Consider the following 26,790-nt stretch of genomic DNA (forward strand, 5'->3'; position numbering starts at 1 on the left):
AAGCGATATAATACACATTTTATCTTTATCTAATATATATTAGACTTTATAACTAAAAATAGAAAGAGTCTGCTAAAAAATTAAGCAGACTCTCTTATATTGTTTATATACTATTATAAATTATGCTTTTTCCCTGCATTTCCAATGTTATTGGCATGATCTCCAATTCTCTCTAGATTACTTATTAAATCTAAGAATATAACGCTAGATGCTGCAGAACATGATTTTTCATTTAATCTCTTTATATTATTCTCTCTAAACTTTTTCTCTAATTTATCTATTTCATTTTCTATTTGCTCTATTTCCTTTGGAGCTGTTGAATTTTTACTATTATAACTTCCAATAGCAATCTCAATAGCCTTAATAGTTCTATCAAATATTAAAGATAATTCCTCTTTAGCATTATCTCCAAGATGAATATTCTTGTTCATTTTTTCTAAGGCTAAATCTGCTATATTTTCTGCATGATCGCCAATTCTTTCTATATCATTAATTACGTGATATGTTGAACTAAATAATTTTATGTCTTCTTCTGGTAAATCCAGTTGTGAAAGCTCAACTAAGTAATCAGTTATATCCTTTTCTAATGCATTTATTATTTTTTCATTTTTATATACCTTCTCGGCTGATTCTGTACTATTTTCTGTGAGTGCTTTCATAGCTAACTCTAAATTCTCTTTTGCTTTATTTGCCATTCTTATTGTTTCTTTAAATACTTGTCCATTCGCTACGATAGGAGTTTCTAATAAATTTTTGTCTAAATAAATAGCTCCTTCTTTTTCTATTTCAGAATCACCTGGAAGAATCATGTTAACTATTTTAACTAAATATGCTGATAACGGTAATAATAACACAGTAACAGTAATATTAAATATAGTATGCGCATTAGCAACTTGTCTTGCTACATTTGTTGGATCAGTTGATTCTACCAATCTTATAAATGGATTTATAAATGGTAGGAAAATTAATGCTCCTAATGAGTTAAATAGTAAGTGTATTAATGCAGCTTTTTTTGCAGTTCTATTTGCTCCTAATGATGCTAATATTGCTGTTACACAAGTTCCTATATTACAACCTAATATTACAGGAAATGCCAAGTGCATATCTATTGCACCAGTTGTCGCTAAAGCAACTAGAATACCAGTTGTTGCTGATGAACTTTGCACAACAGCTGTCATACCAAGCCCTGCCATTAGACCTAAAATACTATTGTCTGCAACTACAACTACAAAATCTTTAAACCAACTTGCTTCAGCAATTGGTTTCATAGCATCAGCCATTACGCCCATACCCATGAATAAAATCCCAAATCCTAAAGCTATACTTGCTATATCTCTAACTCTTTTCTTCTTTGCTATTAGCATTATTATAGCACCTGCGCCTATGAATAATGGTGCAATTGCATCTAAATCAAAAGATACCATTTGAGCTGTAATAGTTGTTCCTATATTAGCTCCCATTATTACTCCTGCCGCTTGAAATAAGTTCATTAATCCAGCATTTACAAAGCTTACAACCATAACTGTCGTTGCACTGGAACTTTGTATTATCGCAGTAACTAGTGCCCCTACTAAAACTCCTATGTACTTATTGCTCGTTAACTTTTCTAGTATTGATTTAAGGCCCTCACCTGCAGCATTTTCTAGACCATCTCCCATAAGCTTCATGCCATATAAAAATAAGCCTAATCCACCTATTAAACCTGTTAAAATAGCGAACTTGTCCATCAATTATTCTCCTTATAATTTAAATAATTTCAACCGTTAACATAAAATTAATATTTTGTTAACAAAATTACTATACAACTAATAGCTAAAATTGTAAATATTAAATAGCATGTAAAGTTATCTTTATTTTGAAATTTATCTAGTTATTTTAAGAAGAATATTTATATTGTATTCACAGTTTATTTATTTTTTTGTCACACTATTGTCATATTATTAATGTATTATAATAACTGTAAAGTAGTTAAAGCATTATTATTTACCCCTAAAACCATCTAATGGTCCCTAGATTAAATTATTCCCCAAAGTGATTTAATCTAGGGTTTTTCTATAATTAATATTAAAACTTCTCTTCTTTTAGTCTTTTAACTTCTTCAGAAGCCCTTTTTTTGTCAAGTTTTTTAAATAATATTTCTAAATTTAAAATTTCTCCACTCTGCTTTTCTACATAGCTCCATATAGGCTCTTCTAAACTTAAAGATTCTCTTATCTTGTTGCAAGTATAAGGTATAAAAGGTTCTAATAAGTTGGATAAATTTACAACTGACTGTATGCACTCATAAACCTTATTTTTAATTTCTTTGTTACTCTTTTCTGATCTTGTCTTTAATAATTCATTTTCAATATATTTATTCATTTTTTTCACATAAGACATAATATCTAAAATTGCATTTTTAAACTTTCCTTCTTCTATATTATCTCCTACATCAAAATATAAATTTAGTATTTCATTTTTGAAATCATTTGATATATTTCCATCAGGTATCTTCGAATCATAATTTTCATTTATATAATCAATTGTTTTATTAACAAAATTACTTAATGAACTAACCAAATCTCTATTTACTACATTTATAAAATCTCTCCAAGTAAAATCAGTATCCTTTACTTCCGGAGAATTCAATGCTAAGTAATATCTAAATTCATCAACATCATAATTATCAACTATATAGTCACCCCATATAGCCCAATTTTTAACTGACGAAAAATTTTTTCCTTCTAATTTCATATATTCGCTTGATATAACTCTCAAATTAGGATTTTTTATTCCAATTCCCGCTAATATAGCTGGAAATATTACAGTATGGAAAGGAATATTATCTTTACCATGAACAAAGTAAACCCTTGAGTCCTCTCCCTGCCAATATTCTCTCCAATCTTCATTTCTTTCTTCTAAACACTTCATACTAGCTGTTAAATACCCCATTACAGCTTCAATCCAAACGAATATTTTTTTATCATCATATCCTTCTAAAGGAACATCTACTCCCCAATTAAAATCTCTTGTAACCGCTCTATCTCTTAATCCTTCATCTAAATATCTCTTTACTATTTTTTGAGCATTTTCTCTCCAACCCTTTTGCCTAATTAAAAGTCTTCTAACGTCATTCTCAAAACTTGAAAGTGAGAAAAATAAATGTTTTGTTTCTTTTAATATTGTTTCATTTCCGCAAAGCTTACATCTTCTATCTAAAAGTTCTTCTGAATCTATTACCTTCAAGCAGTTTTCACATTGACCTCCTGAGGCAATCTCTCCACAATGTGGACACTTTCCTTCTATATACCTGTCTGATAAAAATTCATTGCAATTTTCACAATACGTTTGCTCGATTTCCTTTTCATATATATACTCCTTATTATATAATTCAAGGATAAATGCCTTAACCTTTTCTTCGTGATAATCAGAATGAGTCTTCTCAAACACATCGAAAGAGAATCCTAAACTATCAAAACATCTCTTAAACTCATCATGATATTTAATAGTTGCTTCTAATGGTGTTATCCCCTCTTCCTTTGCTTTCATAGTTACTGGAGTACCATGACAATCTGTTCCTGATAAAAATACAACTTCATCTCCCATAAGTCTATGATATCTGGCAATTATATCACCTGGAAGTAATACTGCAATTCTTCCTAAATGTAATGGACCATTTGCATAAGGCCATGCGTTTCCAACAATTATATTCATAAAAACCCCCTTATATTTAATTGACAATTTATAATGCACAATTGATAATTATGGAGAAAACTCAGCTAATAGCTGAGTTTTTGTAATAAATATATTATTAGAAATTTCTCCTTTTGGAGAAATTTCATCCAAAATTGTCCATTGTCAATTATCCATTATTCATTCTTTAATTATCTAACTACGCTTCCTGTTGGTAGTTCTCCTGGATTTACTAATTTTAGTAAGCTATCATCATCTGTTGATGCTGCTAATATCATACCTTGTGATAATTCTCCTCTTAATGTTACAGGTTTTAGGTTTGCTACTAATACTACATATTTACCAACTAGTTCTTCTGGTTTGTAGTATTGTGCAATTCCTGAAACTACCTGTCTTTCTTCTCCATTTAAATCTACTTTTAGTTTTAATAACTTTTTAGCTTTCTTTATAGGCTCACATTCTAATACTTTTACTACTCTTAAATCTATTTTCTCGAAGTCCTCTATAGTTATTTCTTCTTTAATTGGAGTTATTTCTCTTTTTTCTTCTTTTTTATTAGCTGCTAATTGTGCTTCTCTTAATGCATCTAACTCTGCTAATTTTTTATCTACATCTATTCTTGGGAATAAAGCTTCACCTTTTTGAACCTTAGTTCCAACTATTGTTCCATTAAAATTATCTAATGATTCAAATGTAGTATTGCTTGCATTTATTTGCTCATTAATTTTCTTACTTGTATCTGGTAAGAATGCAGATAGTAAAACTGATGAGAATCTTAAACTTTCTACTAAGTTATATAAAACTGTTCCAAGTCTTTCTTTCTTTTCTTCATCCTTAGCTAATATCCAAGGAGTTGTTTCATCTATATATTTATTAGCTCTACCTATTAATTCAAATATATGCTCTAATGCTTCTGGGATTCTTAAATCATCTATAGCCTTATTAACTTTCTTTGGAGTTTCTAATGCTAAGCTTATTAATTCATCATCTATAGCTTCTTTTACATTATTATTTGGAATTACTCCATCAAAATATTTTTCAATCATAGCTACAGTTCTTGATAAAAGATTTCCTAAATCATTACATAAATCTGAATTTATCTTCTTTATAAATATCTCATTATTAAATAATCCATCTGAGCCAAATGGTATTTCTCTTAATAGATAATATCTAACTGCATCAACACCAAAGTTTTCAACTAAAGTTACTGGGTCAACCACGTTACCTTTAGATTTAGACATCTTTCCGCCATCAACAAGTAACCATCCATGTCCGAATACTTGCTTTGGTAACGGTAAATCTAATGCCATTAACATAATTGGCCAATAGATAGTATGGAATCTTAAAATATCCTTACCTATTAAATGTACGTCTGCTGGCCAATACTTATCATATAAATCTGTATTATCACTACCATATCCTAATGCTGTTATATAGTTTGAAAGTGCATCTATCCAGACATAAACAACATGGTTTTCATCAAAAGTTACAGGAACTCCCCAGTTAAAACTAGTTCTTGATACGCAAAGGTCTTGTAAGCCTGGCTTTAAGAAATTATTAACCATTTCATTTTTTCTTGATTCTGGTTGTATAAAATCTGGATGTGCTTCAATATACTCCATTAACTTATCAGCATAATTACTCATCTTAAAAAAGTAAGCTTCTTCCTTTGATTTTTCTACTGGTCTACCACAATCTGGACAATTACCATTAACTAATTGAGTTTCTGTCCAGAAAGATTCACACGGAGTACAGTATAAACCTTCATATGATGATTTATAAATATCTCCTTTGTCATATAATTTTTTAAATATATCTTGAACAGCTTTTATATGGTAATCATCAGTTGTTCTGATAAATTTATCATAGCTAATATTCATCATCTTCCATAAGTCTTTTATTCCTGATACTATTTCATCTACGTGTTCCTTTGGTGTTATTCCCTTTTCTTCTGCTATTCTTTGTATCTTTTGACCATGTTCATCTGTTCCAGTCAAAAACATTACATCATATCCTGTTAATCTCTTATATCTTGCAAGAGCATCTGCTGCTACAGTTGTATAAGTGTTTCCAATATGAAGTTTAGTTGATGGATAATAAATTGGTGTAGTTATATAATATGTCTTCTTACACATACCATTTTTCCTCCCTAACATTGTTATCTTCTTTATAATAAAAAAATCTCTATATAGGTATATTAAGACCTATATAGAGACGTATTATACGTGTTACCACTCTAATTCATACTTATTTCACAATAAATATCTCAATAGGTGAATTTAATCACCCTGCAATATAACGGTTGCTCCCGTATTTCTCTAACATTTATAGCTCAAGAAATATGCTCCAAGTCCATCTTCATAAAGATTCTTGTCGCTAGCTTTCACCTTACCTAGCTCTCTTTAAGACATTCTTTCTTTACTACTCTTCTTTTCATCGCATTTTTTATTTATTATTATGATATTCTATATTAAAAATACTGTCAATTCTTTTTAATACATCATTATTTATCAAATTTCTTTTTTATTAGCTTATCTATCATTGTCCTTGATAATAAGACCATAAATAAACTAAATAGCAATATAAATGTAAAAGTGTTTTCACCAATTATAAATAATAATATTGCATTAAAAATAAATACCCCTGTACCTACAGCTCCATATATTTTAGCTGCTAATTTATTTGAATACTCCCATGAATATTTATCCTTTAATGAATACTTATTTTTATATCCAATTTTCGTATCTGGATATTTAGTAGAACTCGCTTCAAATAGTCCCCCTAAAATAAACATCCCTAATGGAATTATTTCTACTATTAATAAATAAAGCCAAAAACTCATATAATCAATCCTTATTAAACATATTTGTAATATTTATATTTTATAATATCAATAACTGCATCTGCAATATATATTTATAAGTATGTGGTTACTATTTATTTCTATTTAGTAACTACATACTTATAAATATAATTGTTACTCTAAAGGCACTTACACTTTTTCACATAATCCCATCAACCCAAGTTATATTTCCATGCTAATTTTGTATAATCTATATGATATAATATGTATAAGGGATTGGGATTGGAGTTGATGCTATGGAAAAATTTGAATTACCTCATCTAGGTTCTAGAAATATTAAAACAGGACTTTCAGTTTTAATTTGCCTTATATTTTGGCCAAATTCTCTTTTTGCCGCAATAGCAGCTGTAATCTGTATGCAAGATACAGTAGAAAATTCAGTTAAAATTGGCCTTAATAGATTGATAGGTACTTTACTTGGTGGTACATTAGGAGTTTTATTACTTTTCACAATTAACAAATTAAATTTAACATCATTTGCAACAGTAATAACTGCTTTAGGTGTATCACTAATAATTTATATTTGTAATATTATAAAAAAGCCTGCTGCGTGTTCTATTGCTTCTATTGTATTGATTGGGATACTTATTTCTCATAGATATGATGATCCATTAATGTATTCCATTAGAAGAACTGTAGAAACAGCATTTGGAATAATAATTGCTCTAATTATTAACAAATATATTCATCCACCAAAAAGTAAAAAACAAAAGACAAATGAAAAATTAGAAAATGTAAATAATAAATAAAATAAATATATTTACAAAAGATTAAGGAGAAAATAATATGAATTTCATGATTCCTAAAGTTGGACTTAGAACCATAAAAACTGCAGTTTCAGTATTTCTGTGCTTATTACTATTTCCTAATGAGCCTTTCTTCGCTTGTTTAACTGCTGTTATCTGTGTACAAGATACAGTTGCAAACTCAGTTAAAATGGCAATAAACAGAGGCCTTGGAACAATAGTTGGAGCAATTATAGGATTATTATTTTTAATTATTTGTAGATACTTCAAATTTAATATTGAATTCATGACTTTAAGTAAGATATTAATTTATATATCTATATCTATCGGTATCATAGTAGTTATCTATTCTTGTAACTTACTAAAAAAGCCTGGAGCAATTAATGTATCATGCATTGCATTTCTTGGAGTAACTACTATTCACGCTTTCACAGACCCATTCTATTATGCAGTTAATAGAATAATAGAAACTCTTTTTGGTATTTTAATAGCATTACTTGTTAATAAATTTATTTTACCACCTAAGGAGTAACTTCTTATGATAAGAAAACTTGGTTGTAGCAAAATAAATTTTGATATTAACCAGTAAAAATGGAAGTTCTAATTCGAGCCTCCATTTTGCGCATATATAATATACCCCAAAATTTCTATTTAAATTTAAAAACATCTTTAATTAAGTAAAATTAACGGTTTAAAAAAGGCTCTCGTTTCGTAATCCACTTTATAAAAAGTTAATATGCAAGTATAAAGGGAGTCGCGAAACGCGACCGCCCTTTCATAAAATAAAAAATTCACTTTTTCAAGATACTAAATCTTACTTGAAATTTAATAAATTAAATCTTAAATTAAATAGATTTATAAGACTGTACCTTTTTCATTAATAACTATATCTCTCTTGTTTGAATTTTTAGAAATTCCTTTTCTTCATCATTCATATATGGATTTAACTTTTCAAATACAGTTTTATGATAGTTATTTAACCAATCCTTTTCTTCGTTTGTAAGCATTTCTACAATTACTCCATTTAAGTCTATTGGACAGTATGATATCGTCTTAAATCTATAGAACTCTCCAAACTCTTTAGAATTTATATCTTCTACCACTAAAAGAGTATTTTCTATTCTTATTCCATGCTTACCTTCCTTGTACACACCAGGCTCATTAGTTATTATCATTCCTGGTTCTAATACTGTTAAATTTCCTTCTGGTCTTATTCCCTGTGGTCCCTCATGGACATTCAAGAAGTATCCAACACCATGACCTGTTCCACACTTATAATCTATTCCATAATTCCATAATGGCCTTCTAGCTAATATATCTAAATTCATTCCTGTAGTACCTTTTAAGAATTTTGCTGTTGATAAAGCTATATGTCCTTTTAGTACAAGGGTAAAATCTCTCTTTTCTTCTTCAGTTACATTTCCTAAAATAAAAGTTCTAGTTATATCTGTTGTTCCATCAAGATATTGCCCACCAGAATCTACAAGAAACAGCCCTTCTTCTTTTAACTCATAGTCAGTTACTTCCGTCGCTGAATAATGCATCATAGCTGCATGATCTTTATAACCTGCTATAGTTCCAAAGCTGTCACCCTTGTAGTTCTCTCCTTTAGATCTAAATTCAGTTAACTTTTTACTTGCTGATATTTCTGTTACCTTTTCTTTTCCTAGAGTATCATTTAACCATTTTATAAATTTAACCATAGCAATACCATCTCTAACTTGAGATTTTTCAGTATTTGCTATTTCAACTTCATTTTTTATAGCCTTTAATTTTGTAGTAATATTCATTTCATTTATCACTTTTATATCACCACTTAAGCATGAATATATCTTAGCATTTACTTTATTTAGATCCAACATAGTCGTACCCTTTATTAATTTCACATGCTCTTCTATTTCATCATATTCATATATTTCAAAGCCTTCATTTTTCAGCTTCTCTCTTGTATAATTATCTACCTTATCATTATTTATATATAAGTTTGCATGACTTTCATTTATAAGAACATAAGAAAGTGCTACGGGATTAAATTTAACATCATTTCCTCTAATATTACAAAGCCATGCTATATCATCTAAAGAAGATATTATATAATTTTTAGCACCTTTTTCTTTCATATATTTTCTAACTTGCTGTAATTTTTCTGAAGCATATTTACCAGAATAAACTTCATCATGTATAAATATTTTACCTTTTGGTAATTCAGGCCTTGTTATCCAAATATCTTTTAATAAATCGTACTCCATGCTAATACTAAAATTATTTTCTTTAGCAATGTCTAAAAATACTTTGTATTGATTAACTGAAAATAATCTTCCATCAAACCCCAAAGTTTTTTCAGATTTAATATTTTCCTTTATCCATTCTTCAAGAGTTGGATATCCAGGAGTTCTCATTTTCATAAGCAAAATTCCGCTTCCATCAAGTTCTCTTTCTGCCTGAATAAAATATCTACCATCAGTCCATAAAAATGCTTCTTTTAACCCAACCAAGAGTACTCCTGCTGAACCTGTAAATCCTGATATAAATTCTCTTTCCTTAAAATACTCAGCAACATATTCGCTTTGATGTGAATCGCTACTTGGAATAATATAATAATCTATTTTCTCTTTTTTCATAAATTCTCTAAGCTTTTCTAAATTATTCATATTTTCTCCTTTCATAATCTTATATATTTTTTATAAATAATATTATATCTATATATTTCATGATAATCTATACATTCATTTCACCCTAAATATAGTATATTTTTACAAAAATTGTTGATTTAGTTATAGTTTTTTTATATAATTTATTTGTTGTATAAAAAGGGGGAGACTTATATGGGAGACTTATCTAAATTTAAAGATTTTATTGTAGAAGCTAAGAAAAACACTTATGCTTCTGGAGCTAAGAAAGAAAAATCATCTAGACCAAACTCAAAAGACTACGCTTATAAAAAATATAATTATTATTACCTTGATAGTCATGTTGGAGATAAGGAATTCATAGGCGAGGAATTAGTTTGGCTTAATGAAAAGGTTTGCTGGGGGATGAATTATAAAGGACAAGTTCTTCTTAATGAAACACCATCTGGATTTAACAAGTTTTTAAAAAAAGCTTTAAAAAATGTATCCGAAGATTCTCCATTCAGAGGCCCAAAATATTTTGAAGATGAAGATTTTATTTATGAATGTAAGTGGGATGGAGATTTATCCTTATTTAATGGAGTTGAATCAATATCTCATAAAGGAAATGAAGTATTCAGACTTTATTTCCATGGTGGAAACCTTAAATAAATATTTCCAACTTAGAATGAAGCTCTACAAATAAACATCTTGTAGAGCTTCATTTACTATATATGGTATTTCAAATCTTTAATATAACTAGACTATAATACTAGTTAATTATTATTCCAAGTTAATTTATCATTTTTTACTTTACTTCTTCAACCTTCTTACCTAATATTTGTACTCCTAAGAACACTGCTATTATTGATATCGGGAGAACTACATACCACTGTAATCCAAAACCTGCTGGTATATATCCAAATATAATTGTTATGGATGCTATAAATAAAGCATACCACATTTGAGTATTTACGTGTGCTATATGATTGCATCCAGCTCCCATTGATGAAAGAATAGTAGTATCTGATATCGGTGAACAATGATCACCAAAAATAGCTCCTGTTAATACTGCACTTGTACTAACAATTACATAACTCATATCAGGATTCATCGAATATGACAATGGTATTGCAAGCGGCATCAATATTCCCATAGTTCCATAAGCAGTTCCTGTTGCAAATGAAATAATTGCACCTAGTATAAATATAAGGCTTGGTAATAAGAAATTAGGTAATGATCCTGAAAGTAATGAAACAAGATATTTTGCTGTTCCTAAATCTTTTATTACAGAACTAAGTGACCACGCTAATAATAATATTACTCCTGTTATTAATAAAGGTTTCATACCGTCTATCCATGTATCTATAGCTTCTGAAATTGTAAATATTTTTTTAGCTACTCCCATTATTATAGATACTATACTTGCTACTAATGCTGATTGGAATAACGCAACAGATGCATCTGATGCACTAAAAGCTTCTTGTATAGCTTTAAATGATAATGGTGAATTAGTAATTATTTGTTGAAGTGAAACGTCATCTCCCCCCATTATTGCAGAGTAACCACTAAAATAGAAACAAAGTAATGCCGTCACAACTAGTACACCGATTGGAATTATGGCATTCCATATACTTAGCTTTATCCCTTCTTTTGGTTCAAGTTCAGCATGATCCATATTGGACTCTACTGCAACTTCTTCATCTTTAGAATTTAATCCCCTTCTCCTTGCTTCTATTTCTGCCTTATACATAGGTCCAAACTCTTTTAATAATATTGAAGTAATAAATACAAAAAATAGTATCAGTATATTATAAAATCTATAAGGTATAGTTTGTAAGAAAATCCCAAAAGCATCAACTTCTTGACCTATACCATTAATAAAGGCATCATTTATTAAACCAACCTCTAATCCTATCCATGTCGATACAATGGCTAATCCAGCTATTGGTGCTGCTGTTGCATCTATAATAAATGCTAATCTTTCTCTTGATATCTTCATTTTATCTGATACTGGTTTCATGATAGGTCCAACTATTAATGAATTAGCATAGTCATCAAAAAACACAGCTAATCCTAATAAAAGAGTAACTACTTGAGTGCTTTTGGCAGTTTTAGCTTTTCTTGCTAGTACTTCTGCAACAGCCTTAGCGCCCCCCATCTTAGCAACTAAATGTATAACTCCTCCTATAACTAATACCTGAAGAATTATACCAGCATTCCAAGGATCAGCTAATGAGTTTAAAACTCTAGATACAAAATCCAAAAACGAATTTATAATAGCATTAAAAAGTGAATTGTCCACTAGTTGTACTAAGAAAGTTCCTGATAATGTTCCAATAAATAAAGATATAATTACATTCTTCGTTAAAAAAGCTAATACTATTGCAATAACAGGTGGTATTAAAGTTAATAACCCATAATGATTTGCATTAGATGTAGCTATATCTACCTCTTCTGCAAAGACTATTGATGTTGATAGTAATATCATCATAATAGTCAATAATGCTACTTTTAAACTTTTTTTATTATTCATATTTAATCCCCCTTAATGTAATTTTGTAAATAATTAAAGGGCAGAAATTAAAAAGAGCCTTGAGTTTTCACTCAAGGCTCTAAATATACTTTAAACTATAATAGAAAAAGTAAAATTCCTCAAGCGATAGCTCACCACAAAGCAAGTTTGTGACAGTGTTACATATATTTTATGCAACCCCAGCCATATGATTTTAAAGCATCAATCATACGCTTCGGCGATAATTCCTTTCCTATTAAATCACTGTGCTTACCTCATTAATAGTACTCTTAAGTATCGCTCCTCTACCCTTGTCGTTATTCACATTTAATTTATACCTATATTATACAGATATTAACTTGTCAAATCAACTATAACGTAAATATTAATTTCTAATAATCTTATTTATCCGCCATAAATTCTTCTATTTCCTCTACTGTTTTAATCATTTCTTTTGTTAATACTTCATTTCCTTCTTCGGTAATTAAAACATCATCTTCTATTCTAATTCCAATTCCTTCATTCTCGATATATATTCCAGGCTCAACAGTATATATCATTCCAGGCTCAAATGTAACATCTCTATTTTCTAATTCTATATCATGTGTATCCATTCCTAAACTATGTCCTATACTATGATAATAGAATTTTGAAACATCATCTTTTTCTGTCATTAATCCAAGAGAAATACATTCTTCTGAAATCCAATCCTTTGCCTTTTTATTTAAATCAAGAAATTTAACTCCTGGCTTCATTTCCTTAATAACTTTTTCATTCACTCTAAGAACAGCATTATAAACCTCTTTCTGCCTTTCAGTAAATTTACCATTAATAGGGAAGGTTCTTGATATATCACCATTATAGTATTTATATTGAGCACCTAAATCAAATAATATTAAGTCTCCATCATTTAATTTTGAATCATTCGTTACATAATGTAGTACTGTAGCATTTTTACCTGCTGCTGCAATAGTTTTAAAAGCAAAATCTTTTACTCCATTTTTCTTGCATATAAAATCAAAATATGCTTCTAGTTCATATTCCTTAATACCAGGCTTGGAATTTTTCATTAACTCTTTTACGCCTTCTATTGTAATTTCTATTGCTTTTCTTATTGTATTAACTTCTTCCTCAGTCTTAATAAGTCTTAAATCCCCTATAATTTTAAAAGCATTCTTAATATTTATATTATAATATTTATTGTTAACTTCATTCGCATATTTATATGACGCATTACCTTTTTCTAGATCAAGATATATATTTAATTCTTTTTTATTAAGAACTAATTTTTCTATAAAATTATCAAACTCCCCAAGGTATTTAATATCCTCTATTCCACAAATTTCAGGAACCTCTTCTTTTCTAATAGTTTTTCCTTCCCACTTTTCTGCAATAGGATCAACTTCTTTTATAAATAAATATTCATTGACCTTACCATTAATCTTAGATAAAACTAAAATATGATTTTCTTCATCAACTCCAGTTAAGTAATAAAAATTTCTATTTGGCGTAAAATGATAATTTTCATCAGCAGTTTTCTTTGGTGCATTTCCTGCAAATAAAATTAGTAAAGAATTATCTTCAATACATTCTAACACCTTAGCTCTATTATTCTTATAGAATTCCTTATTCATAAATTCACTCCCTCTTTTTTACTCCATAGCTAATACCTTAACACTAACAACATTAGGTAATGCTCTTAAAGTATTAACTAAGTGTTTTAAATCTTTTTTCATATTAGATATATCTAATGTTATAGTTACATTTGCAGCCATATTTATAGGTATATCTTGATTTATCGTTAATATATTTCCCTTATTAAAAGCAATACAATCTAAAACCTTAGATAAAGTTCCAGTTTCGTGAGATAGTAGTACAACTAAGGTTATCTTTTTACTATTTATCCCCTCTGACATAGGAAAAACATAATCCTTATATTTATAAAATGTACTTCTGCTTATTCCTGTTTGTTTTACAGCTTCACTTATATCTTTTGCCTTTCCCGTAAAAAGACTTTCTTTAACGTCTAAAACCTTTTTAAAAACTTCCGGCAACACTTTACTACTAATAATATAAAACTTTTCTGAAGCCATAACATCACCTGCCCCTATATGAAAATTAAATAAGCTATATAATTAATAATTATATAGCTTATTTAAAAGAAAATACATATTATTCGTAATGTTTATTTTTTTCATTGTATTTATATATGAATCTTATTTGATTTCTTAACTCTTCCTATAAAAATTTTTATAAGTGAAATCAAAATAGATATAACTCCCCCTAAAGCAAAGCAAAGTTGTATGTTTCCAACAAATAGACCAACTAATACTCCTAATCCTACTCCATACGCTAAAAATATAGCTAAAATTTTTATTTCTTCATCTGACAAAAATAATCTGTCATTCCACTCCATCTCTTAAACACTTCCCTCCTTTATTTATATAATTTATTATAGAATATTTTGCTTATTAACTAGTTACAAAATTATTACGTATTATTTAAAAGTTATTAATTATTCTGTACACCTTTTTCTATTTATAATAAAAGTCTACTTACTAGAAAAACCGCAGTTATTATTGCAGTTATATCAGCTAATACTGCCGCCCACAATGTATGTCTAATTTTTTTAATTTGCACAGCACCAAAATAAACTGTTATTGTATAAAATATAGTTTCAGTTGTCCCCATAATTACTGAAGATATTAATCCTATAGTAGTATCTGGTCCATAAGTCTTTAGGATGTCTGTTAAGATTCCAACAGCACCACTACCTGACAAAGGCTTGACTAATACTAATGGGATAACTTCTTTAGGTAGTCCAATTACCCCACCTATTGGAGCTATCATATTATTTAATATATCTAATAACTTTGCCTCTCTAAATATGTTTACAGCTATAATCATAGCTAATAAGTATGGAAATATATTCAAACAAACTTTTAATCCATCCTTGGCTCCCTCTATAAACCATTCATAAACTTTTCTCCCCTTAAACATTCCATAAGTAATAATTATTATAACTATTATTGGAATTATGCTTTTCGTTAAATATTGAAACACCTTAAAAATCCCCCCCTTTTAAAAATATCGTTGTAGTATTTTACAAAAAACAACTCCCATAACTGCTGCAATAGTGCTTGCCAACACAGCTGGCATTATTATTGCTCCTGGATTACTTGATCCACAAGCTGCCCTTATTGAAATTACTGTAGATGGAACCAGCTGTATGCAAGCTGCATTCAAAACTAGAAAAAGAGACATATCATTTGAAGCTGTTCCTTTTTCCTTATTTAATCTATCCATTTCTTGCATAGCCTTAATTCCAAATGGAGTTGCTGCATTTCCAAGCCCCATCATATTAGCAGTTATATTCATTACTATTGCACCTAAAGCTTTTTCATCTTTTGCTGCTTCTTTAAATATTAATTTTAAAATTGGCCTTAAAACTTTTGCTAATTTGCTAGTAAAACCACTTTTTTCTGCTACTTTCATTACTCCGCACCAAAAACACATAAGACCAACCAATCCTATAATAAGAGAAACTGTTGAATCAGCTGAAGATATTATAGCCTTAGATATTACCTCTCCATTTCCTGTGAGCAACCCAATTAGCACTCCTAAAAATATCATTCCAAACCAAATATAATTTATCAAAATCTCACCTCTTATGAATTACTTATACAATATATGCCTTGCATCTAATATTTATTAGTGATAGGATAAATATATGTAATATTAATTATGTTTATATACATAAAGGAGACGAATTATGAAGGAATCTAACTTAAAAATAGCCCAAAAAGATATTGATGACGCCTTAAAAACAGTAGAAGATATAGTAAGTGTTCTAGATGACACTGATCTTCCTAGAAATGTATTAAAAGAAAAATTTGTTACATTAACAGAAAAAGTTCAAGAATTAGAAAACATATTAAAAACTGAAGGAATTCTTTAAATTTATAATAAAACAAAAAAACAACTTCATTTTCTGAAGTTGTTTTTTTGTAACCCATAACTCACATTTTCTTATTGATTAGATAACCCACTTCTAATCAGACCATACACTATCATACTTTCTCATACACATAGTTGAAACTGAAAACGTTTAATAATATATTAACATAATTATATCATGCTTTCTATTTTGTGGCAATACATAAAATGTAAAAAAGTAGGAATACTGAATATATTATTCAGTATTCCTACTTAAAACTTTACTTACAGCTTTCTCTCTCTACAAGCTGATAGTCAAGAACATATTGTGATTCTTCTAATTCCTTTTTATTTAACATCTTTATAAGCATTCTCATAGCCACTGATCCCATATCATAACTTGGTTGCTTTATTGTTGTTATCTTAGGATAGAAAACTGAAGAAACTGCATTATCATTAAATCCTATAACGCTTACATCTTCTGGAACTTTTTTACCACGCTCTCTTAATGCATTTATTACTCCCATAGCAATTTCATCTGAAGCACATACTACAGCTTCATAACTCTTCTTACTATTTTCAAAGTACTCAACTGCCTCATATCCAGTCTTAACTTTTAATCCTTTAGTATAAACTAAATCTTCATCTACATTAAGGCCTTTTTCTTTTAAGGCGTTTTCATATCCTATGTATCTGTCTCCCCAAGCATTCATACTATCTTTTTTAGCACCTACATATGCTATGTTATTTAATCCTTTATTTAATAGATAATTAGTAGCTTCCTCTGAAGCCTTTATATTATCTATTATTACACTTGGTAAACTTTCTTCTTTATCTTTGGATTCAACTAATACTGTAGTTAAATCTAATTCATTTATAATATTTAAAGTTTCTTCTTGTAATGATGAACTCATATATATAACTCCATCAACCATTTTTTCTTTAAGTACTCTTAAATATTCCTTTTCCTTTTCGTCATCAAAATCAGAGTTACACAATATCACGTTATAATCGTATATATTAGCAACATCCTCCGCTCCTCTAACTATTTCAGGATAAAAACCACTTGAAATATCAGGAACTAAAATACCGACTGTTTTTGTCTTTTGCGTCTTTAAGCTTCTTGCTACTATATTAGGTCTATATCCAAGTTTTTTTATAGCGTCTAAAACCTTCTTTTTTGTATCTTCATTTACAACATCTATATCATTTAAAACTCTGGAAACAGTAGCAATTGAAACGCCCGCTTCTCTAGCAACATCTTTTATAGAAGTAGCCATACCAACATCACTCCATTTTTCTTTATAATCTTTTATCCTATTCTAACTATATATTATACTATTTGCAAATAGTTAATACAATATTCAAGGTCTCTCTTTATAATAATTCACTATATATTCGCAATAAAGATGTCACTTTTAACCAAAATATTCCATAACATCATGATTTTCATATAATTCTTGAATCGTTAAATTTACCTAAAAATTAAATAGAATTTTTTTAAATTTATCACTACTAAATAGCCCTCTTCCACCATTTAATTAACTACATATTAATTATCTAGCAATTGAAAAACTATATTAGAGTTAAAAAGTTAGAAGTTTAATAAAACCTCTAACTTTATTAACTTATTTTTTAATTTAGTTAATTACTTCAACTGTCATATTTAGCTTTTCACCATTTATAACAATTTCAGTATACTCTACTTTTTCATTAATAACAATTTCTTGAGTTAGTGTTTCTCTCTTTATTACATCAGAGTACTTATTAACAACACCTATAAGCATATCATTATCTGCAACAAATAACTTAATCTTATCTGCTACCTCAAAGCCTCTTTCTTTTCTCATGTTTTGTATCTTTGATATTATTTCTCTTAGGTGACCTTCTTCTTTCAATTCCTCTGTAATAGTTGTATCTAAAACAACACCTATTTCACCTTCACCTGCAAAAGCATATCCTTCTAATCCTTGCATTGTTACTAAAACACTCTCACTATTTAAAACTATTTCTGTTCCATCTACTGATATAGTTTCAGTTCCTCCACTTTGAAGCTTTTGTGCTAATTCCATTTGATTTCTTGAAGCTATTTCTCTTCTTATTCCTGGAATTAATTTACCATACGCTCTACCTAATACAGGTAAGTTAGGCTTAATTTCAAAATTAACATATTGTGATAAATCAGCACCAAACTCTACTAATTTTATATTAAGCTCATCCTTTATGATATCTCCATAGTATCCTGGTATTGCATCTGTTGATAATAACATTTTTGAAAGTGGCTGTCTATTCTTTATATTAGCACCATTTCTAGCACTTCTTCCAAGTTTAACTATTGTGTAAGCTAAATCCATTTCTTTCTCTAGTTCTTCATCAATAGCACTTTCATCTACAACTGGCCATGAACATAAGTGTACACTCTCTGTAGAAGATTTATCTAATCCAACAACTAGATTTTGATAAATTTCTTCTGTTATAAACGGTACAAAAGGAGCAGCTACTTTAACTAAAGTAGTTAAAACTCTATATAAAGTTACATAAGCACCAATCTTATCTTCTGTCAAATCTTCTGACCAATATCTTGCTCTATTTCTTCTTACATACCAATTTGATAACTCATCTGTAAACTCTTCAATGATTAATGCAGCTTGAGTTATTTGATATGAATTTAAATTGTTATCTACATCTTTAATTAGAGTATTAAGTTTTGACATTATCCACTTATCCATTACATTTTCTGATTTGAAATCTTTATAATCTAATGGATTGAAATTGTCTAATTCTGCATATAACACATAGAATGAATATACATTCCAGAAAGTGCTTAAGAACTTTCTTTGAGCTTCTGCTACATCATCAATAGAGAATCTTGTTGGAAGCCATGGTGCACTTGCAGTATAGAAGTGCCATCTTGTTGCATCAGCACCTTGTGCATCTAAAACCTCAAATGGATCCACAACATTTCCTTTTGATTTTGACATCTTTAATCCCTTTTTATCTAATACGTGTCCTAAAACTATACAGTTTTCAAAAGGATTAGTATCAAATATTGCTGTTGAAATAGCTAATAATGTATAGAACCAACCTCTAGTTTGGTCAACAGCTTCTGAGATAAATTGAGCTGGGAAGTTCTTTTCAAATAGCTCTTTATTTTCAAAAGGATAGTGTAATTGTGCAAAAGGCATTGATCCTGAATCAAACCAACAGTCAATAACTTCAGCTGTTCTTGTCATTTCCTTGCTACACTTAGGACAATTTAAATGGATGTTATCTATATATGGCTTATGAAGCTCTATATCATCTGGAACATTAATTCCTTTTTCCTTTAACTCTGCTATACTTCCTATACATTCTTTGTGGCCACATTCACATTCCCAAATAGGAAGTGGAGTACCCCAATATCTATCTCTTGATATACCCCAGTCGATAACATTTTCTAAGAACTTACCAAATCTACCTGTTCTAATGTTATCTGGATACCAATTAATTTTATTATTATTTTCTAAAAGCTTATCTCTAAGCTTAGTCATTGCAACAAACCAGCTTTCTCTTGGATAATAAAGAAGTGGTGTATCACATCTCCAACAGTGTGGATATGAGTGAAGATGTTTTTCAGATTTAAATAACTTGTTGTTTTCATCTAAATACTTAACTATGCTTTCGTCACACTTCTTAACAAACTTTCCAGCCCAAGGAGTTACTTCTTCTACGAAGTTACCACTTGCATCTACTAAGTTTATAAATCCAATTCCATTCTTCTTTGCAACTATGCTATCATCTTCACCATAAGCTGGTGCTATATGAACTATACCTGTACCGTCAGATAATGTTACATAGTCTCCATGTATAACTTCAAAAGCTTTTCCTTCAACTTCACCAAAAGGAAGTAATCTTTCATATTTAGTTCCTAATAATTCAGTTCCTTTAAACTCCTTAACTACTTCGTAGTCTTCACCTAAAACTTTTGAAGCTAAATCTTTAGCAATTATTAATATTTCATCTCCAACTTTAGCTTCAATATAGTCATATGCTTTGTTTACGCATAATGCTAAGTTTGATGGCAATGTCCATGGAGTTGTTGTCCAAGCTAGTATATATTTATTTTCTTCGCCTTCAACCTTAAACTTAACTATAGCAGTTAAATCCTTAACATCTTTATATCCTTGTGAAACTTCATGAGAAGATAGTCCTGTTCCACATCTTGGACAGTACGGCATTACCTTATGACCTTTATATAAAAGACCTTTATCCCACATTTGACTTAATGCCCACCAAACAGATTCTATATATGAATTATGATATGTAACGTAAGGTTTCTCCATATCTACCCAATAACCTATTTGATTAGTCATCTTTTCCCACATGTTAACATAAGTAAAAACTGATTCTTTACATTCAGTAACAAATTTTTCAACTCCATAGCTTTCAATTTGCTCCTTACCTGAAATACCTAATTTCTTTTCAATTTCAAGTTCAACAGGTAATCCATGAGTATCCCAACCAGCTTTTCTTATAACCTTATATCCCTTCATTACCTTATATCTTGGGATAATGTCCTTCATAACTCTTGTTAAAACGTGCCCTACGTGTGGTCTTCCATTTGCTGTTGGAGGTCCATCATAAAATGTAAAATATTCACCATCTTGATTCATATCAAAATTCTTTTTGATAACATTATTTTCTTTCCAAAGGTCAGCTACTTCTTTTTCCATACCAACAAAACCCTTTGGTAATTCAACCTTTTTGTACATATCTTAACTCCCTTCTGTTAATTACTTCATAATAAAAGCTAATTGCTTTAAGGATATACTTATTACTAATTATTAATCTTAAATCTATATTTTACATTATTAACTATAGTTTAGTAATTATTCATTAGCTAACATCAACTATAAAATAATAAATATATAGATTCAAATAAAAAAAACTCCGCCCAATAGGACGAAGATTATTCGCTATACCACCTAAGGTTAGAAGTTCCCCATAAATAAATATGAAAAACTATTTGAATTCGAGTACAAACATACTCTATCCCTTAACGCAGGATAACGTGAAAAACTTAATCAGTAATTATAAACCTTTCAGCCTCAAACTCCTAGGTGATTTTCCTTAATATTCTCTATGACTTTTCACCAACCAGTCACTCTCTTAAAGTATCCAACTAAGTACTTTTCCTAATCACAGTCTTTAACTAATTATAATGAAATAATATTAATACATCATTATATTAATAATAACTATATTCTACTACAAAGTAAAATAATATAAAAGATTATATTTAAGAATATTTAAGAATATTTAAATATATTTTTGGCAAAATATATTTATAATGTGTATTATTAATACTAAAAATTAACTAATAATTTTTATCAATTAGTATTGACTTTCTTTATTGCTAAATATATAATATAAACATAAAGAATAAACATTAAATTTATTTTTTATCCCCTTTATTTTCCTTAGTCGATTTCTTAATATAGGAGGAAAACTAAATGGAAAATAACTTAAACGAACAAGTCCTTGATAAGATTACTAAAGTTTGTACTTGCAAGGCAATACCAAGATCCAAAATTAAAGATGCAATCAAAGCCGGAGCCCACACTGTAGCAGAAGTTTCTAAGGCAACAGGAGCTTGTACAGGTGGATGCAGAGGCTACAGATGTACCCCTACAATCCAAAATTTGATTGATAAACATCTGGAAAATAACTAATATAGTTCCCCCAAACTATATTAGCATATAGATTATATCTCCCCTAAAACCACCTGTTATGGAAACAGGTGGTTTTTTTATTTAAAAGATTCTGATGGATAATCCAAAATTTTTAAATGTATCTTTTGTCATATCAATATGTTCTAAATCCTTATTTTCAACCTTATCTTTTGTTATACTTTCACAAGTTAATTCATCAATTTTATTCTCCACGTATCTTCTAATTCTTCTTGGAGTTGGTATAACAATCGCCTTAAATATCATATATATCTCCCCAAATAATTGCTTTATACTATAATTATATTTACATTTATATTTAATATTCATCAAAATAAATAAAATCCCAAACTCCTTAAAGAATGGGATTTATAATTAAATTTAACACAAAATAATTCAGTTCATTATGCTAGAATTCACTATAATCCAATCTATAATTCCTCCATACAAAATGATAATTAAACTAACTGTTATTAAAACTATTTTATATGAAAATACTCTATACCTTTTTTTCCACTGGTCAATAAATAATAATTCCTTCTCATCTCTTTTCTTTAGTATTAAAAGGGCCCCCAAAATCATTCCTAATGGTCCAATTATAAGCAATGCACTTCTTACAATATTTAATGACTGTTGCCAATTAAACTTTGATATTAATAAAGAAATTACCCCCAAACCAAAAATAATTGCTAAAGATATAAAACTTCCAACAAGCACGCATTTAGCAAAATCATTTATTATTCCATTCAAACTTTTCATGTGTTTATCTCCTAAAATTTAATTAATATAAATGACAAGCGACAAAATGCCCTTTCTCTACTTCTTTAAATTCCGGGTATTCATTTTTACATATATCCATACATTTGCTACATCTACCTTGGAACTTACATCCTTTTGGAGTATTAATTGGGCTAGGAACATCTCCATCTAACATAATTCTTTCCCTATTTTCTTCTATATCAGGATCTGCTATTGGAATTGCTGACATTAAGGCTTCTGTATATGGATGTTTAGCATTATTAAATAATTCTTCCGATTCAGCCAATTCAACCATACTACCTAAGTACATAACTGCTACTCTATCTGAAATATGCTTGACCATAGATAGATCATGGGCAATAAATAAATATGTTAATCCTAATTCCTTCTGTAAATTAATTAATAAGTTAGCAATTTGTGCTTGAATTGATACATCTAGAGCAGAAATAGGTTCATCACATAAAATGAATTTAGGTTCAACAGCTAAAGCTCTAGCTATACCTATTCTCTGTCTTTGTCCACCCGAAAACTCATGTACAAATCTATTTGCATGCTCTTTGTTTAATCCTACATACTCTAATAGTTCATAAACCCTTTTATCCCTATCCTCTTTTGATTTAGCTATACCATGAATATCTATTCCTTCTGATATTATATCAGCAACAGTCATTCTTGGATTTAACGATGCATAAGGATCTTGAAATATAATTTGAACTTCCTTATTAAATTGTTTTTTTTCTTTACCTTTTAATTCATCTATTGATTTACCCCTATAAAGAACTTCCCCAGAAGTTTTATTATACAATCCTATAGCAGTTCTTCCACAAGTTGTCTTTCCGCATCCTGACTCTCCAACTAATCCTAAAGTCTCTCCTTCTTTTATGGCAAATGAAACATCATCTACTGCTTTTAAAATATCTTTATTCCCAATTTTAAAATACTTTTTTAAGTTTTTTACTTCTAAAATTATATTTGATTCATTAGCCATTTCTTCTTTCCTCCTCAATTTTCTTTAAAATTTCCTCAGGAATCTCTTCACTGTATAACCAGCATTTAGCCTTATGTGTATCTCCAAATGAATACTCCTTTGGTTCCTCTTCTAAGCATATATTCATACAATATTTACAACGAGCTGCAAATGCGCATCCTTCTGGTGGTGCAATTAAATCAGGGGGTGTTCCTTTTATTGTGTCTAGTAACTGCTTCCCTTTCCATCCAAGCTTAGGAACTGAGTTTAAAAGTGCCCAAGTATATGGATGTTTAGACTCATAGAATATCTCTCTCTTTTCCCCATGTTCTATAATTTGTCCAGCATACATTACAGCAATTTTATCTGCCATTCCCGCAACTACTCCAAAATCATGAGTTATTAATATTACTGCTGTATTGAGCTTGTCTTTTAATTCATTAATAAGTTCAAGTATTTGTGCCTGAATTGTAACATCAAGAGCTGTTGTAGGCTCATCTGCTATTAAAATTTTAGGATTGCAAGCAACTGCTATTGCAATCATAACTCTTTGTCTCATTCCACCTGAAAATTCGTGTGGATACTGATCAACTCTCTTTTCAGCATTTGGTATTCCTACAGATTCAAGTATCTTTATAGCTTCTTCTCGTGCAGATTTTTTATCCATATTTCTATGTGCTACTAAATTCTCTATTATTTGCTTACCAACCTTCATAGTTGGATTAAGAGAGGTTAATGCATCTTGGAATATCATTGCACATTCCCCACCTCTGAACTCTCTAACCTTCTTTTTATCATAAGTTAATATATCTTCTCCATTATAAAATATCTTACTGTCCGCTTTAATTTCTCCCTGTGGAGCTTGTATTAATGCCATAATTGATCTAGCTGTAACGCTTTTTCCGCATCCCGATTCTCCTACTATAGCTAATACCTCGCCTCTATCAACCTCAAAAGACACCCCTCTAACAGATTGTACCTCTCCTGCATAAGTATGATAAGATACTCTTAGATTTTTAACATCTAGAATTGATTCATTTATTTTCACTAACTTTTCCATACCTTATATACCTCCTATTGTCTTAATTTTGGATCTAGAGCATCTCTTAAGCCATCACCTAAAACGTTAAATGATAATATTAATAAACATAAAACTATCGTAGGGAATAGCAATTGATAAGGATAAAATGCCATGGCTTGTTGTCCTGCTGATAATAACGAACCTAAACTAAATGCTGGAATATTTAATCCTAAGCCTAAAAATGACAATATTGTTTCAGAAACTATTACACTTGGAATTGTTGATGCAACATCTAATATTATTAATCCAATTGTGTTAGGTAATAAATGCTTTAAAATTATTCTCATTGGAGATGCTCCTAGAGCCTCTGCCGCTAAAACATATTCGCTTTCTCTTAATTGAAGAATTTGTCCCCGTATCATTCTTGCTGTGCCAGTCCAAGCTGTTAGGCATAAAGCTAACATTAACTGAAAATATCCATTTCCTAAAACAACTAAAATCAGTAAGGTAATTATTAAGTATGGAATACTATTTAATACTTCAACTATTCTCATCATTATTTCATCTACTATTCCACCTAAATATGCAGCTATGCCTCCATATAAGCATCCAACTACTATATCTATTACAGTAGCAATCAATGCTACGCTTATTGATATTCTTGTTCCTATCCACACTCTTGTAAATAAATCTCTTCCCATAGCATCTGTTCCCCACCAGAACTCACTACTAGGAGATAAATTCTTTTTTTCTGTTACAACAGTTTGATAATCCATATTTCTTATTATTGGAGCAAAAATTGCCATTAGCACAATAGCAACTAATACAAATAAGGCACCCATAGCAACTGGATTCTTTTTAAGCCTTCTCCAAGCATCTTGCCAATAACTAATATTGGGCCTTACAACTAAATCGCCATCTAATGTAGATGAGTCTACAAGTTCAAATCTTTTATCTTTTACCTCTAATTTATTCATAAAGTTACACTCCTATCTACTTAACTAATCTTATACGCGGGTCTACAACTGTATAAAGTATGTCAGTTATAAATATTGCTATAAGATAAATTAATGCATACAGTAACGTTAATCCCATTAAAATTGGAATATCTCTATCATTTGCAGCTTGAATAAAATATTGACCTGCTCCTGGAATAGCGAAAACCCTTTCTATAAAGAAAGATCCAGAAATTACTCCTGATATCGCTACTGGTAATACTGTAATTATTGGAATAAATGAATTTCTAAGAACATGCCTTCTAACTATCTCCACTTCTGATAATCCTTTTGCTCTAGCTGTAAGTGTATAATCTTGATTTATACTATCCAACATGCTTGTCTTCATCAATCTTGCATAATAAGCTAAATATGTTCCTGCACCCGCTAATGTAGGTAAAAGTGTGTACTTCCACCCTCCAAACCAAATATCTGTTCCTTTTGGCCATCCTATTATAGGTAAATTTAATAACGGACCCTTTGCTAAGTACTTTTGTAATAATAGTGATAATACTAGCGAAGGAACTGAAGCAAGTAGCATTACTCCTACTAAAATTACATAATCAATGATTTTACCTCTATTCATTGCAGCAACTATTCCTAAAAGAATACCTAGTGTTACTCCAACTACTATTTGCTGTATTCCAAGCCTTGATGAAACTGGCATCTTATTTTTAACTATGCTTGAAAGTGTATCACCTGCATGTACTAAAGACTCACCAAATTCACCCTTTACAATATAATTTTTTATTGTTATAAAATACCTCTCTACTACAGGCTTATCATAACCATACTTAGCTATAACAATTTGTTTTGTTTGCTCTGGCAACTTTTGAATCTTCTTATCTATAGCTGTTCCTGGAATTGCAGCTAAAAGAAAAAAAGTAGCTGTTCCAATTAAATAAAGTGTAATAACCATTTCAAAAAATCTTCTTACAACATACTTTGCCATATTCCCACCCTTTCTATATTGAATTAATGCACATCAACAATAGTTGA

24 protein-coding genes, 1 riboswitch and 2 other annotated features are annotated in these 26,790 nt (G+C 29.5%); of the genes, 5 read left to right on the top strand and 19 right to left on the bottom strand.

The genetic code is table 11. The features are described 5' to 3' along the window. Positions 1–113: 113 nt before the first annotated feature. From I2E83_RS09740 to I2E83_RS09755, 4 genes are all read right to left on the bottom strand, one after another. Positions 114–1,727, bottom strand: a complete 1,614-nt coding sequence (locus tag I2E83_RS09740; protein ID WP_195429622.1) for a Na/Pi cotransporter family protein — start codon at positions 1,725–1,727, stop codon at positions 114–116. Positions 1,728–2,064: 337 nt separating this feature from the next. After that, positions 2,065–3,693, bottom strand: a complete 1,629-nt coding sequence (metG, locus tag I2E83_RS09745; protein WP_195429623.1) for a methionine--tRNA ligase — start codon at positions 3,691–3,693, stop codon at positions 2,065–2,067. 170 nt (positions 3,694–3,863) lie between these two features. Continuing rightward, complete coding sequence (gene metG / locus I2E83_RS09750; protein ID WP_195429624.1) at positions 3,864–5,807, bottom strand: methionine--tRNA ligase; 1,944 nt, start codon at positions 5,805–5,807, stop codon at positions 3,864–3,866. 72 nt (positions 5,808–5,879) lie between these two features. After that, positions 5,880–6,118 (bottom strand) — a binding site (T-box leader). Between the two features lie 57 nt (positions 6,119–6,175). Then, complete coding sequence (locus I2E83_RS09755; protein WP_195263855.1) at positions 6,176–6,514, bottom strand: SdpI family protein; 339 nt, start codon at positions 6,512–6,514, stop codon at positions 6,176–6,178. A 257-nt stretch (positions 6,515–6,771) separates the two neighbouring features. Between I2E83_RS09755 and I2E83_RS09760 the strand changes: the two genes are divergently transcribed. Together I2E83_RS09760 and I2E83_RS09765 are read left to right on the top strand one after the other, a co-directional pair. Next, positions 6,772–7,284, top strand: a complete 513-nt coding sequence (locus I2E83_RS09760) for an aromatic acid exporter family protein (protein WP_195263856.1) — start codon at positions 6,772–6,774, stop codon at positions 7,282–7,284. Between the two features lie 37 nt (positions 7,285–7,321). Next, complete coding sequence (locus tag I2E83_RS09765) at positions 7,322–7,813, top strand: aromatic acid exporter family protein (protein ID WP_195263857.1); 492 nt, start codon at positions 7,322–7,324, stop codon at positions 7,811–7,813. 352 nt (positions 7,814–8,165) lie between these two features. Here the strand turns inward: I2E83_RS09765 and I2E83_RS09770 are convergent, their stop codons facing one another. Continuing rightward, a complete protein-coding gene (locus I2E83_RS09770; RefSeq protein ID WP_195429625.1) occupies positions 8,166–9,932 on the bottom strand; it encodes an aminopeptidase P family protein in 1,767 nt (588 codons plus the stop codon). 174 nt (positions 9,933–10,106) lie between these two features. Here I2E83_RS09770 and I2E83_RS09775 point away from each other — a divergent pair, with 174 nt between their 5' ends. Continuing rightward, a complete protein-coding gene (locus I2E83_RS09775) occupies positions 10,107–10,562 on the top strand; it encodes a DUF5680 domain-containing protein (protein ID WP_195263859.1) in 456 nt (151 codons plus the stop codon). 136 nt (positions 10,563–10,698) lie between these two features. Here I2E83_RS09775 and I2E83_RS09780 read toward each other — a convergent pair whose 3' ends face one another. The 6 genes from I2E83_RS09780 to I2E83_RS09805 all read right to left on the bottom strand — a co-directional run bounded on the left by I2E83_RS09780 (position 10,699) and on the right by I2E83_RS09805 (position 16,062). Beyond that, the gene (locus tag I2E83_RS09780) at positions 10,699–12,426 is read right to left on the bottom strand and encodes a Na+/H+ antiporter NhaC family protein (RefSeq protein WP_195429627.1); all 1,728 of its coding nucleotides are present in this window, start codon (positions 12,424–12,426) and stop codon (positions 10,699–10,701) included. Positions 12,427–12,545: 119 nt separating this feature from the next. Beyond that, positions 12,546–12,721, bottom strand: a riboswitch (Lysine riboswitch). A gap of 85 nt (positions 12,722–12,806) precedes the next feature. Next, positions 12,807–14,039 (bottom strand): aminopeptidase P family protein, encoded by a 1,233-nt coding sequence (locus tag I2E83_RS09785; RefSeq protein WP_195429629.1) that lies wholly within the window; start codon positions 14,037–14,039, stop codon positions 12,807–12,809. A gap of 18 nt (positions 14,040–14,057) precedes the next feature. Next, positions 14,058–14,498, bottom strand: coding sequence for an ACT domain-containing protein (locus I2E83_RS09790; RefSeq protein ID WP_195263862.1), 441 nt, complete (start codon positions 14,496–14,498; stop codon positions 14,058–14,060). Positions 14,499–14,608: 110 nt separating this feature from the next. Next, positions 14,609–14,821 carry a hypothetical protein gene (locus I2E83_RS09795; protein ID WP_195263863.1) on the bottom strand — a complete coding sequence of 71 codons (213 nt, stop codon included), beginning with the start codon at positions 14,819–14,821 and terminating at the stop codon, positions 14,609–14,611. A gap of 122 nt (positions 14,822–14,943) precedes the next feature. Next, positions 14,944–15,468 (bottom strand): nucleoside recognition domain-containing protein, encoded by a 525-nt coding sequence (locus I2E83_RS09800; protein WP_195263864.1) that lies wholly within the window; start codon positions 15,466–15,468, stop codon positions 14,944–14,946. A gap of 18 nt (positions 15,469–15,486) precedes the next feature. Continuing rightward, a complete protein-coding gene (locus I2E83_RS09805; RefSeq protein ID WP_195429631.1) occupies positions 15,487–16,062 on the bottom strand; it encodes a nucleoside recognition domain-containing protein in 576 nt (191 codons plus the stop codon). Between the two features lie 115 nt (positions 16,063–16,177). Here I2E83_RS09805 and I2E83_RS09810 point away from each other — a divergent pair, with 115 nt between their 5' ends. After that, positions 16,178–16,363 carry a hypothetical protein gene (locus I2E83_RS09810; protein WP_195263866.1) on the top strand — a complete coding sequence of 62 codons (186 nt, stop codon included), beginning with the start codon at positions 16,178–16,180 and terminating at the stop codon, positions 16,361–16,363. A 259-nt stretch (positions 16,364–16,622) separates the two neighbouring features. On the opposite strand, the gene I2E83_RS09815 is transcribed toward I2E83_RS09810, so the two are convergent. Beyond that, positions 16,623–17,621 carry a LacI family DNA-binding transcriptional regulator gene (locus tag I2E83_RS09815; protein ID WP_195429632.1) on the bottom strand — a complete coding sequence of 333 codons (999 nt, stop codon included), beginning with the start codon at positions 17,619–17,621 and terminating at the stop codon, positions 16,623–16,625. A gap of 360 nt (positions 17,622–17,981) precedes the next feature. Further along, a complete protein-coding gene (gene ileS / locus I2E83_RS09820) occupies positions 17,982–21,092 on the bottom strand; it encodes an isoleucine--tRNA ligase (protein WP_195429633.1) in 3,111 nt (1,036 codons plus the stop codon). Positions 21,093–21,275: 183 nt separating this feature from the next. Beyond that, positions 21,276–21,532 (bottom strand) — a binding site (T-box leader). Between the two features lie 301 nt (positions 21,533–21,833). Here ileS and I2E83_RS09825 point away from each other — a divergent pair. Then, positions 21,834–22,052, top strand: a complete 219-nt coding sequence (locus I2E83_RS09825; protein ID WP_008681498.1) for a (2Fe-2S)-binding protein — start codon at positions 21,834–21,836, stop codon at positions 22,050–22,052. An 81-nt stretch (positions 22,053–22,133) separates the two neighbouring features. Here the strand turns inward: I2E83_RS09825 and I2E83_RS09830 are convergent, their stop codons facing one another. The 6 genes from I2E83_RS09830 to I2E83_RS09855 all read right to left on the bottom strand — a co-directional run bounded on the left by I2E83_RS09830 (position 22,134) and on the right by I2E83_RS09855 (position 26,743). Beyond that, entirely contained in the window at positions 22,134–22,316 is a 183-nt protein-coding gene (locus tag I2E83_RS09830; protein ID WP_195263869.1) for a hypothetical protein, read from the bottom strand. Between the two features lie 129 nt (positions 22,317–22,445). Next, complete coding sequence (locus I2E83_RS09835; RefSeq protein ID WP_195263870.1) at positions 22,446–22,808, bottom strand: hypothetical protein; 363 nt, start codon at positions 22,806–22,808, stop codon at positions 22,446–22,448. Between the two features lie 22 nt (positions 22,809–22,830). Further along, positions 22,831–23,796 carry an oligopeptide/dipeptide ABC transporter ATP-binding protein gene (locus I2E83_RS09840; protein WP_195263871.1) on the bottom strand — a complete coding sequence of 322 codons (966 nt, stop codon included), beginning with the start codon at positions 23,794–23,796 and terminating at the stop codon, positions 22,831–22,833. Then, on the bottom strand, positions 23,789–24,835 hold the full coding sequence (locus I2E83_RS09845; protein WP_195429634.1) for an ABC transporter ATP-binding protein: 1,047 nt from the start codon (positions 24,833–24,835) through the stop codon (positions 23,789–23,791). Before I2E83_RS09845 ends, I2E83_RS09840 begins: the two co-directional genes overlap by 8 nt. Before the next feature lie 14 nt (positions 24,836–24,849). Then, on the bottom strand, positions 24,850–25,773 hold the full coding sequence (locus I2E83_RS09850) for an ABC transporter permease (RefSeq protein WP_195429635.1): 924 nt from the start codon (positions 25,771–25,773) through the stop codon (positions 24,850–24,852). 16 nt (positions 25,774–25,789) lie between these two features. Further along, entirely contained in the window at positions 25,790–26,743 is a 954-nt protein-coding gene (locus tag I2E83_RS09855; protein WP_195429636.1) for an ABC transporter permease, read from the bottom strand. Positions 26,744–26,790 lie beyond the last annotated feature (47 nt).

This window comes from Clostridium sp. D46t1_190503_E9 (assembly GCF_015555225.1).
Classification (GTDB): Bacteria; Bacillota; Clostridia; order Clostridiales; family Clostridiaceae; genus Clostridium.

Bases quoted from the DNA above. Each gene is read 5' to 3' on its own strand.
- ileS (WP_195429633.1), bottom strand. From the start codon at position 21,092: ATGTACAAAAAGGTTGAATTACCAAAGGGTTTTGTTGGTATGGAAAAA.
- I2E83_RS09755 (WP_195263855.1), bottom strand. From the start codon at position 6,514: ATGAGTTTTTGGCTTTATTTATTAATAGTAGAAATAATTCCATTAGGG.
- I2E83_RS09770 (WP_195429625.1), bottom strand. From the start codon at position 9,932: ATGAATAATTTAGAAAAGCTTAGAGAATTTATGAAAAAAGAGAAAATA.
- I2E83_RS09780 (WP_195429627.1), bottom strand. From the start codon at position 12,426: ATGAATAATAAAAAAAGTTTAAAAGTAGCATTATTGACTATTATGATG.
- metG (WP_195429623.1), bottom strand. From the start codon at position 3,693: ATGAATATAATTGTTGGAAACGCATGGCCTTATGCAAATGGTCCATTA.
- I2E83_RS09850 (WP_195429635.1), bottom strand. From the start codon at position 25,773: ATGAATAAATTAGAGGTAAAAGATAAAAGATTTGAACTTGTAGACTCA.
- I2E83_RS09785 (WP_195429629.1), bottom strand. From the start codon at position 14,039: ATGAATAAGGAATTCTATAAGAATAATAGAGCTAAGGTGTTAGAATGT.
- I2E83_RS09825 (WP_008681498.1), top strand. From the start codon at position 21,834: ATGGAAAATAACTTAAACGAACAAGTCCTTGATAAGATTACTAAAGTT.
- I2E83_RS09840 (WP_195263871.1), bottom strand. From the start codon at position 23,796: ATGGCTAATGAATCAAATATAATTTTAGAAGTAAAAAACTTAAAAAAG.
- I2E83_RS09760 (WP_195263856.1), top strand. From the start codon at position 6,772: ATGGAAAAATTTGAATTACCTCATCTAGGTTCTAGAAATATTAAAACA.
- I2E83_RS09775 (WP_195263859.1), top strand. From the start codon at position 10,107: ATGGGAGACTTATCTAAATTTAAAGATTTTATTGTAGAAGCTAAGAAA.
- I2E83_RS09810 (WP_195263866.1), top strand. From the start codon at position 16,178: ATGAAGGAATCTAACTTAAAAATAGCCCAAAAAGATATTGATGACGCC.
- I2E83_RS09790 (WP_195263862.1), bottom strand. From the start codon at position 14,498: ATGGCTTCAGAAAAGTTTTATATTATTAGTAGTAAAGTGTTGCCGGAA.
- I2E83_RS09815 (WP_195429632.1), bottom strand. From the start codon at position 17,621: ATGGCTACTTCTATAAAAGATGTTGCTAGAGAAGCGGGCGTTTCAATT.
- I2E83_RS09845 (WP_195429634.1), bottom strand. From the start codon at position 24,835: ATGGAAAAGTTAGTGAAAATAAATGAATCAATTCTAGATGTTAAAAAT.
- I2E83_RS09855 (WP_195429636.1), bottom strand. From the start codon at position 26,743: ATGGCAAAGTATGTTGTAAGAAGATTTTTTGAAATGGTTATTACACTT.
- metG (WP_195429624.1), bottom strand. From the start codon at position 5,807: ATGTGTAAGAAGACATATTATATAACTACACCAATTTATTATCCATCA.
- I2E83_RS09830 (WP_195263869.1), bottom strand. From the start codon at position 22,316: ATGATATTTAAGGCGATTGTTATACCAACTCCAAGAAGAATTAGAAGA.
- I2E83_RS09835 (WP_195263870.1), bottom strand. From the start codon at position 22,808: ATGAAAAGTTTGAATGGAATAATAAATGATTTTGCTAAATGCGTGCTT.
- I2E83_RS09740 (WP_195429622.1), bottom strand. From the start codon at position 1,727: ATGGACAAGTTCGCTATTTTAACAGGTTTAATAGGTGGATTAGGCTTA.
- I2E83_RS09765 (WP_195263857.1), top strand. From the start codon at position 7,322: ATGAATTTCATGATTCCTAAAGTTGGACTTAGAACCATAAAAACTGCA.
- I2E83_RS09795 (WP_195263863.1), bottom strand. From the start codon at position 14,821: ATGGAGTGGAATGACAGATTATTTTTGTCAGATGAAGAAATAAAAATT.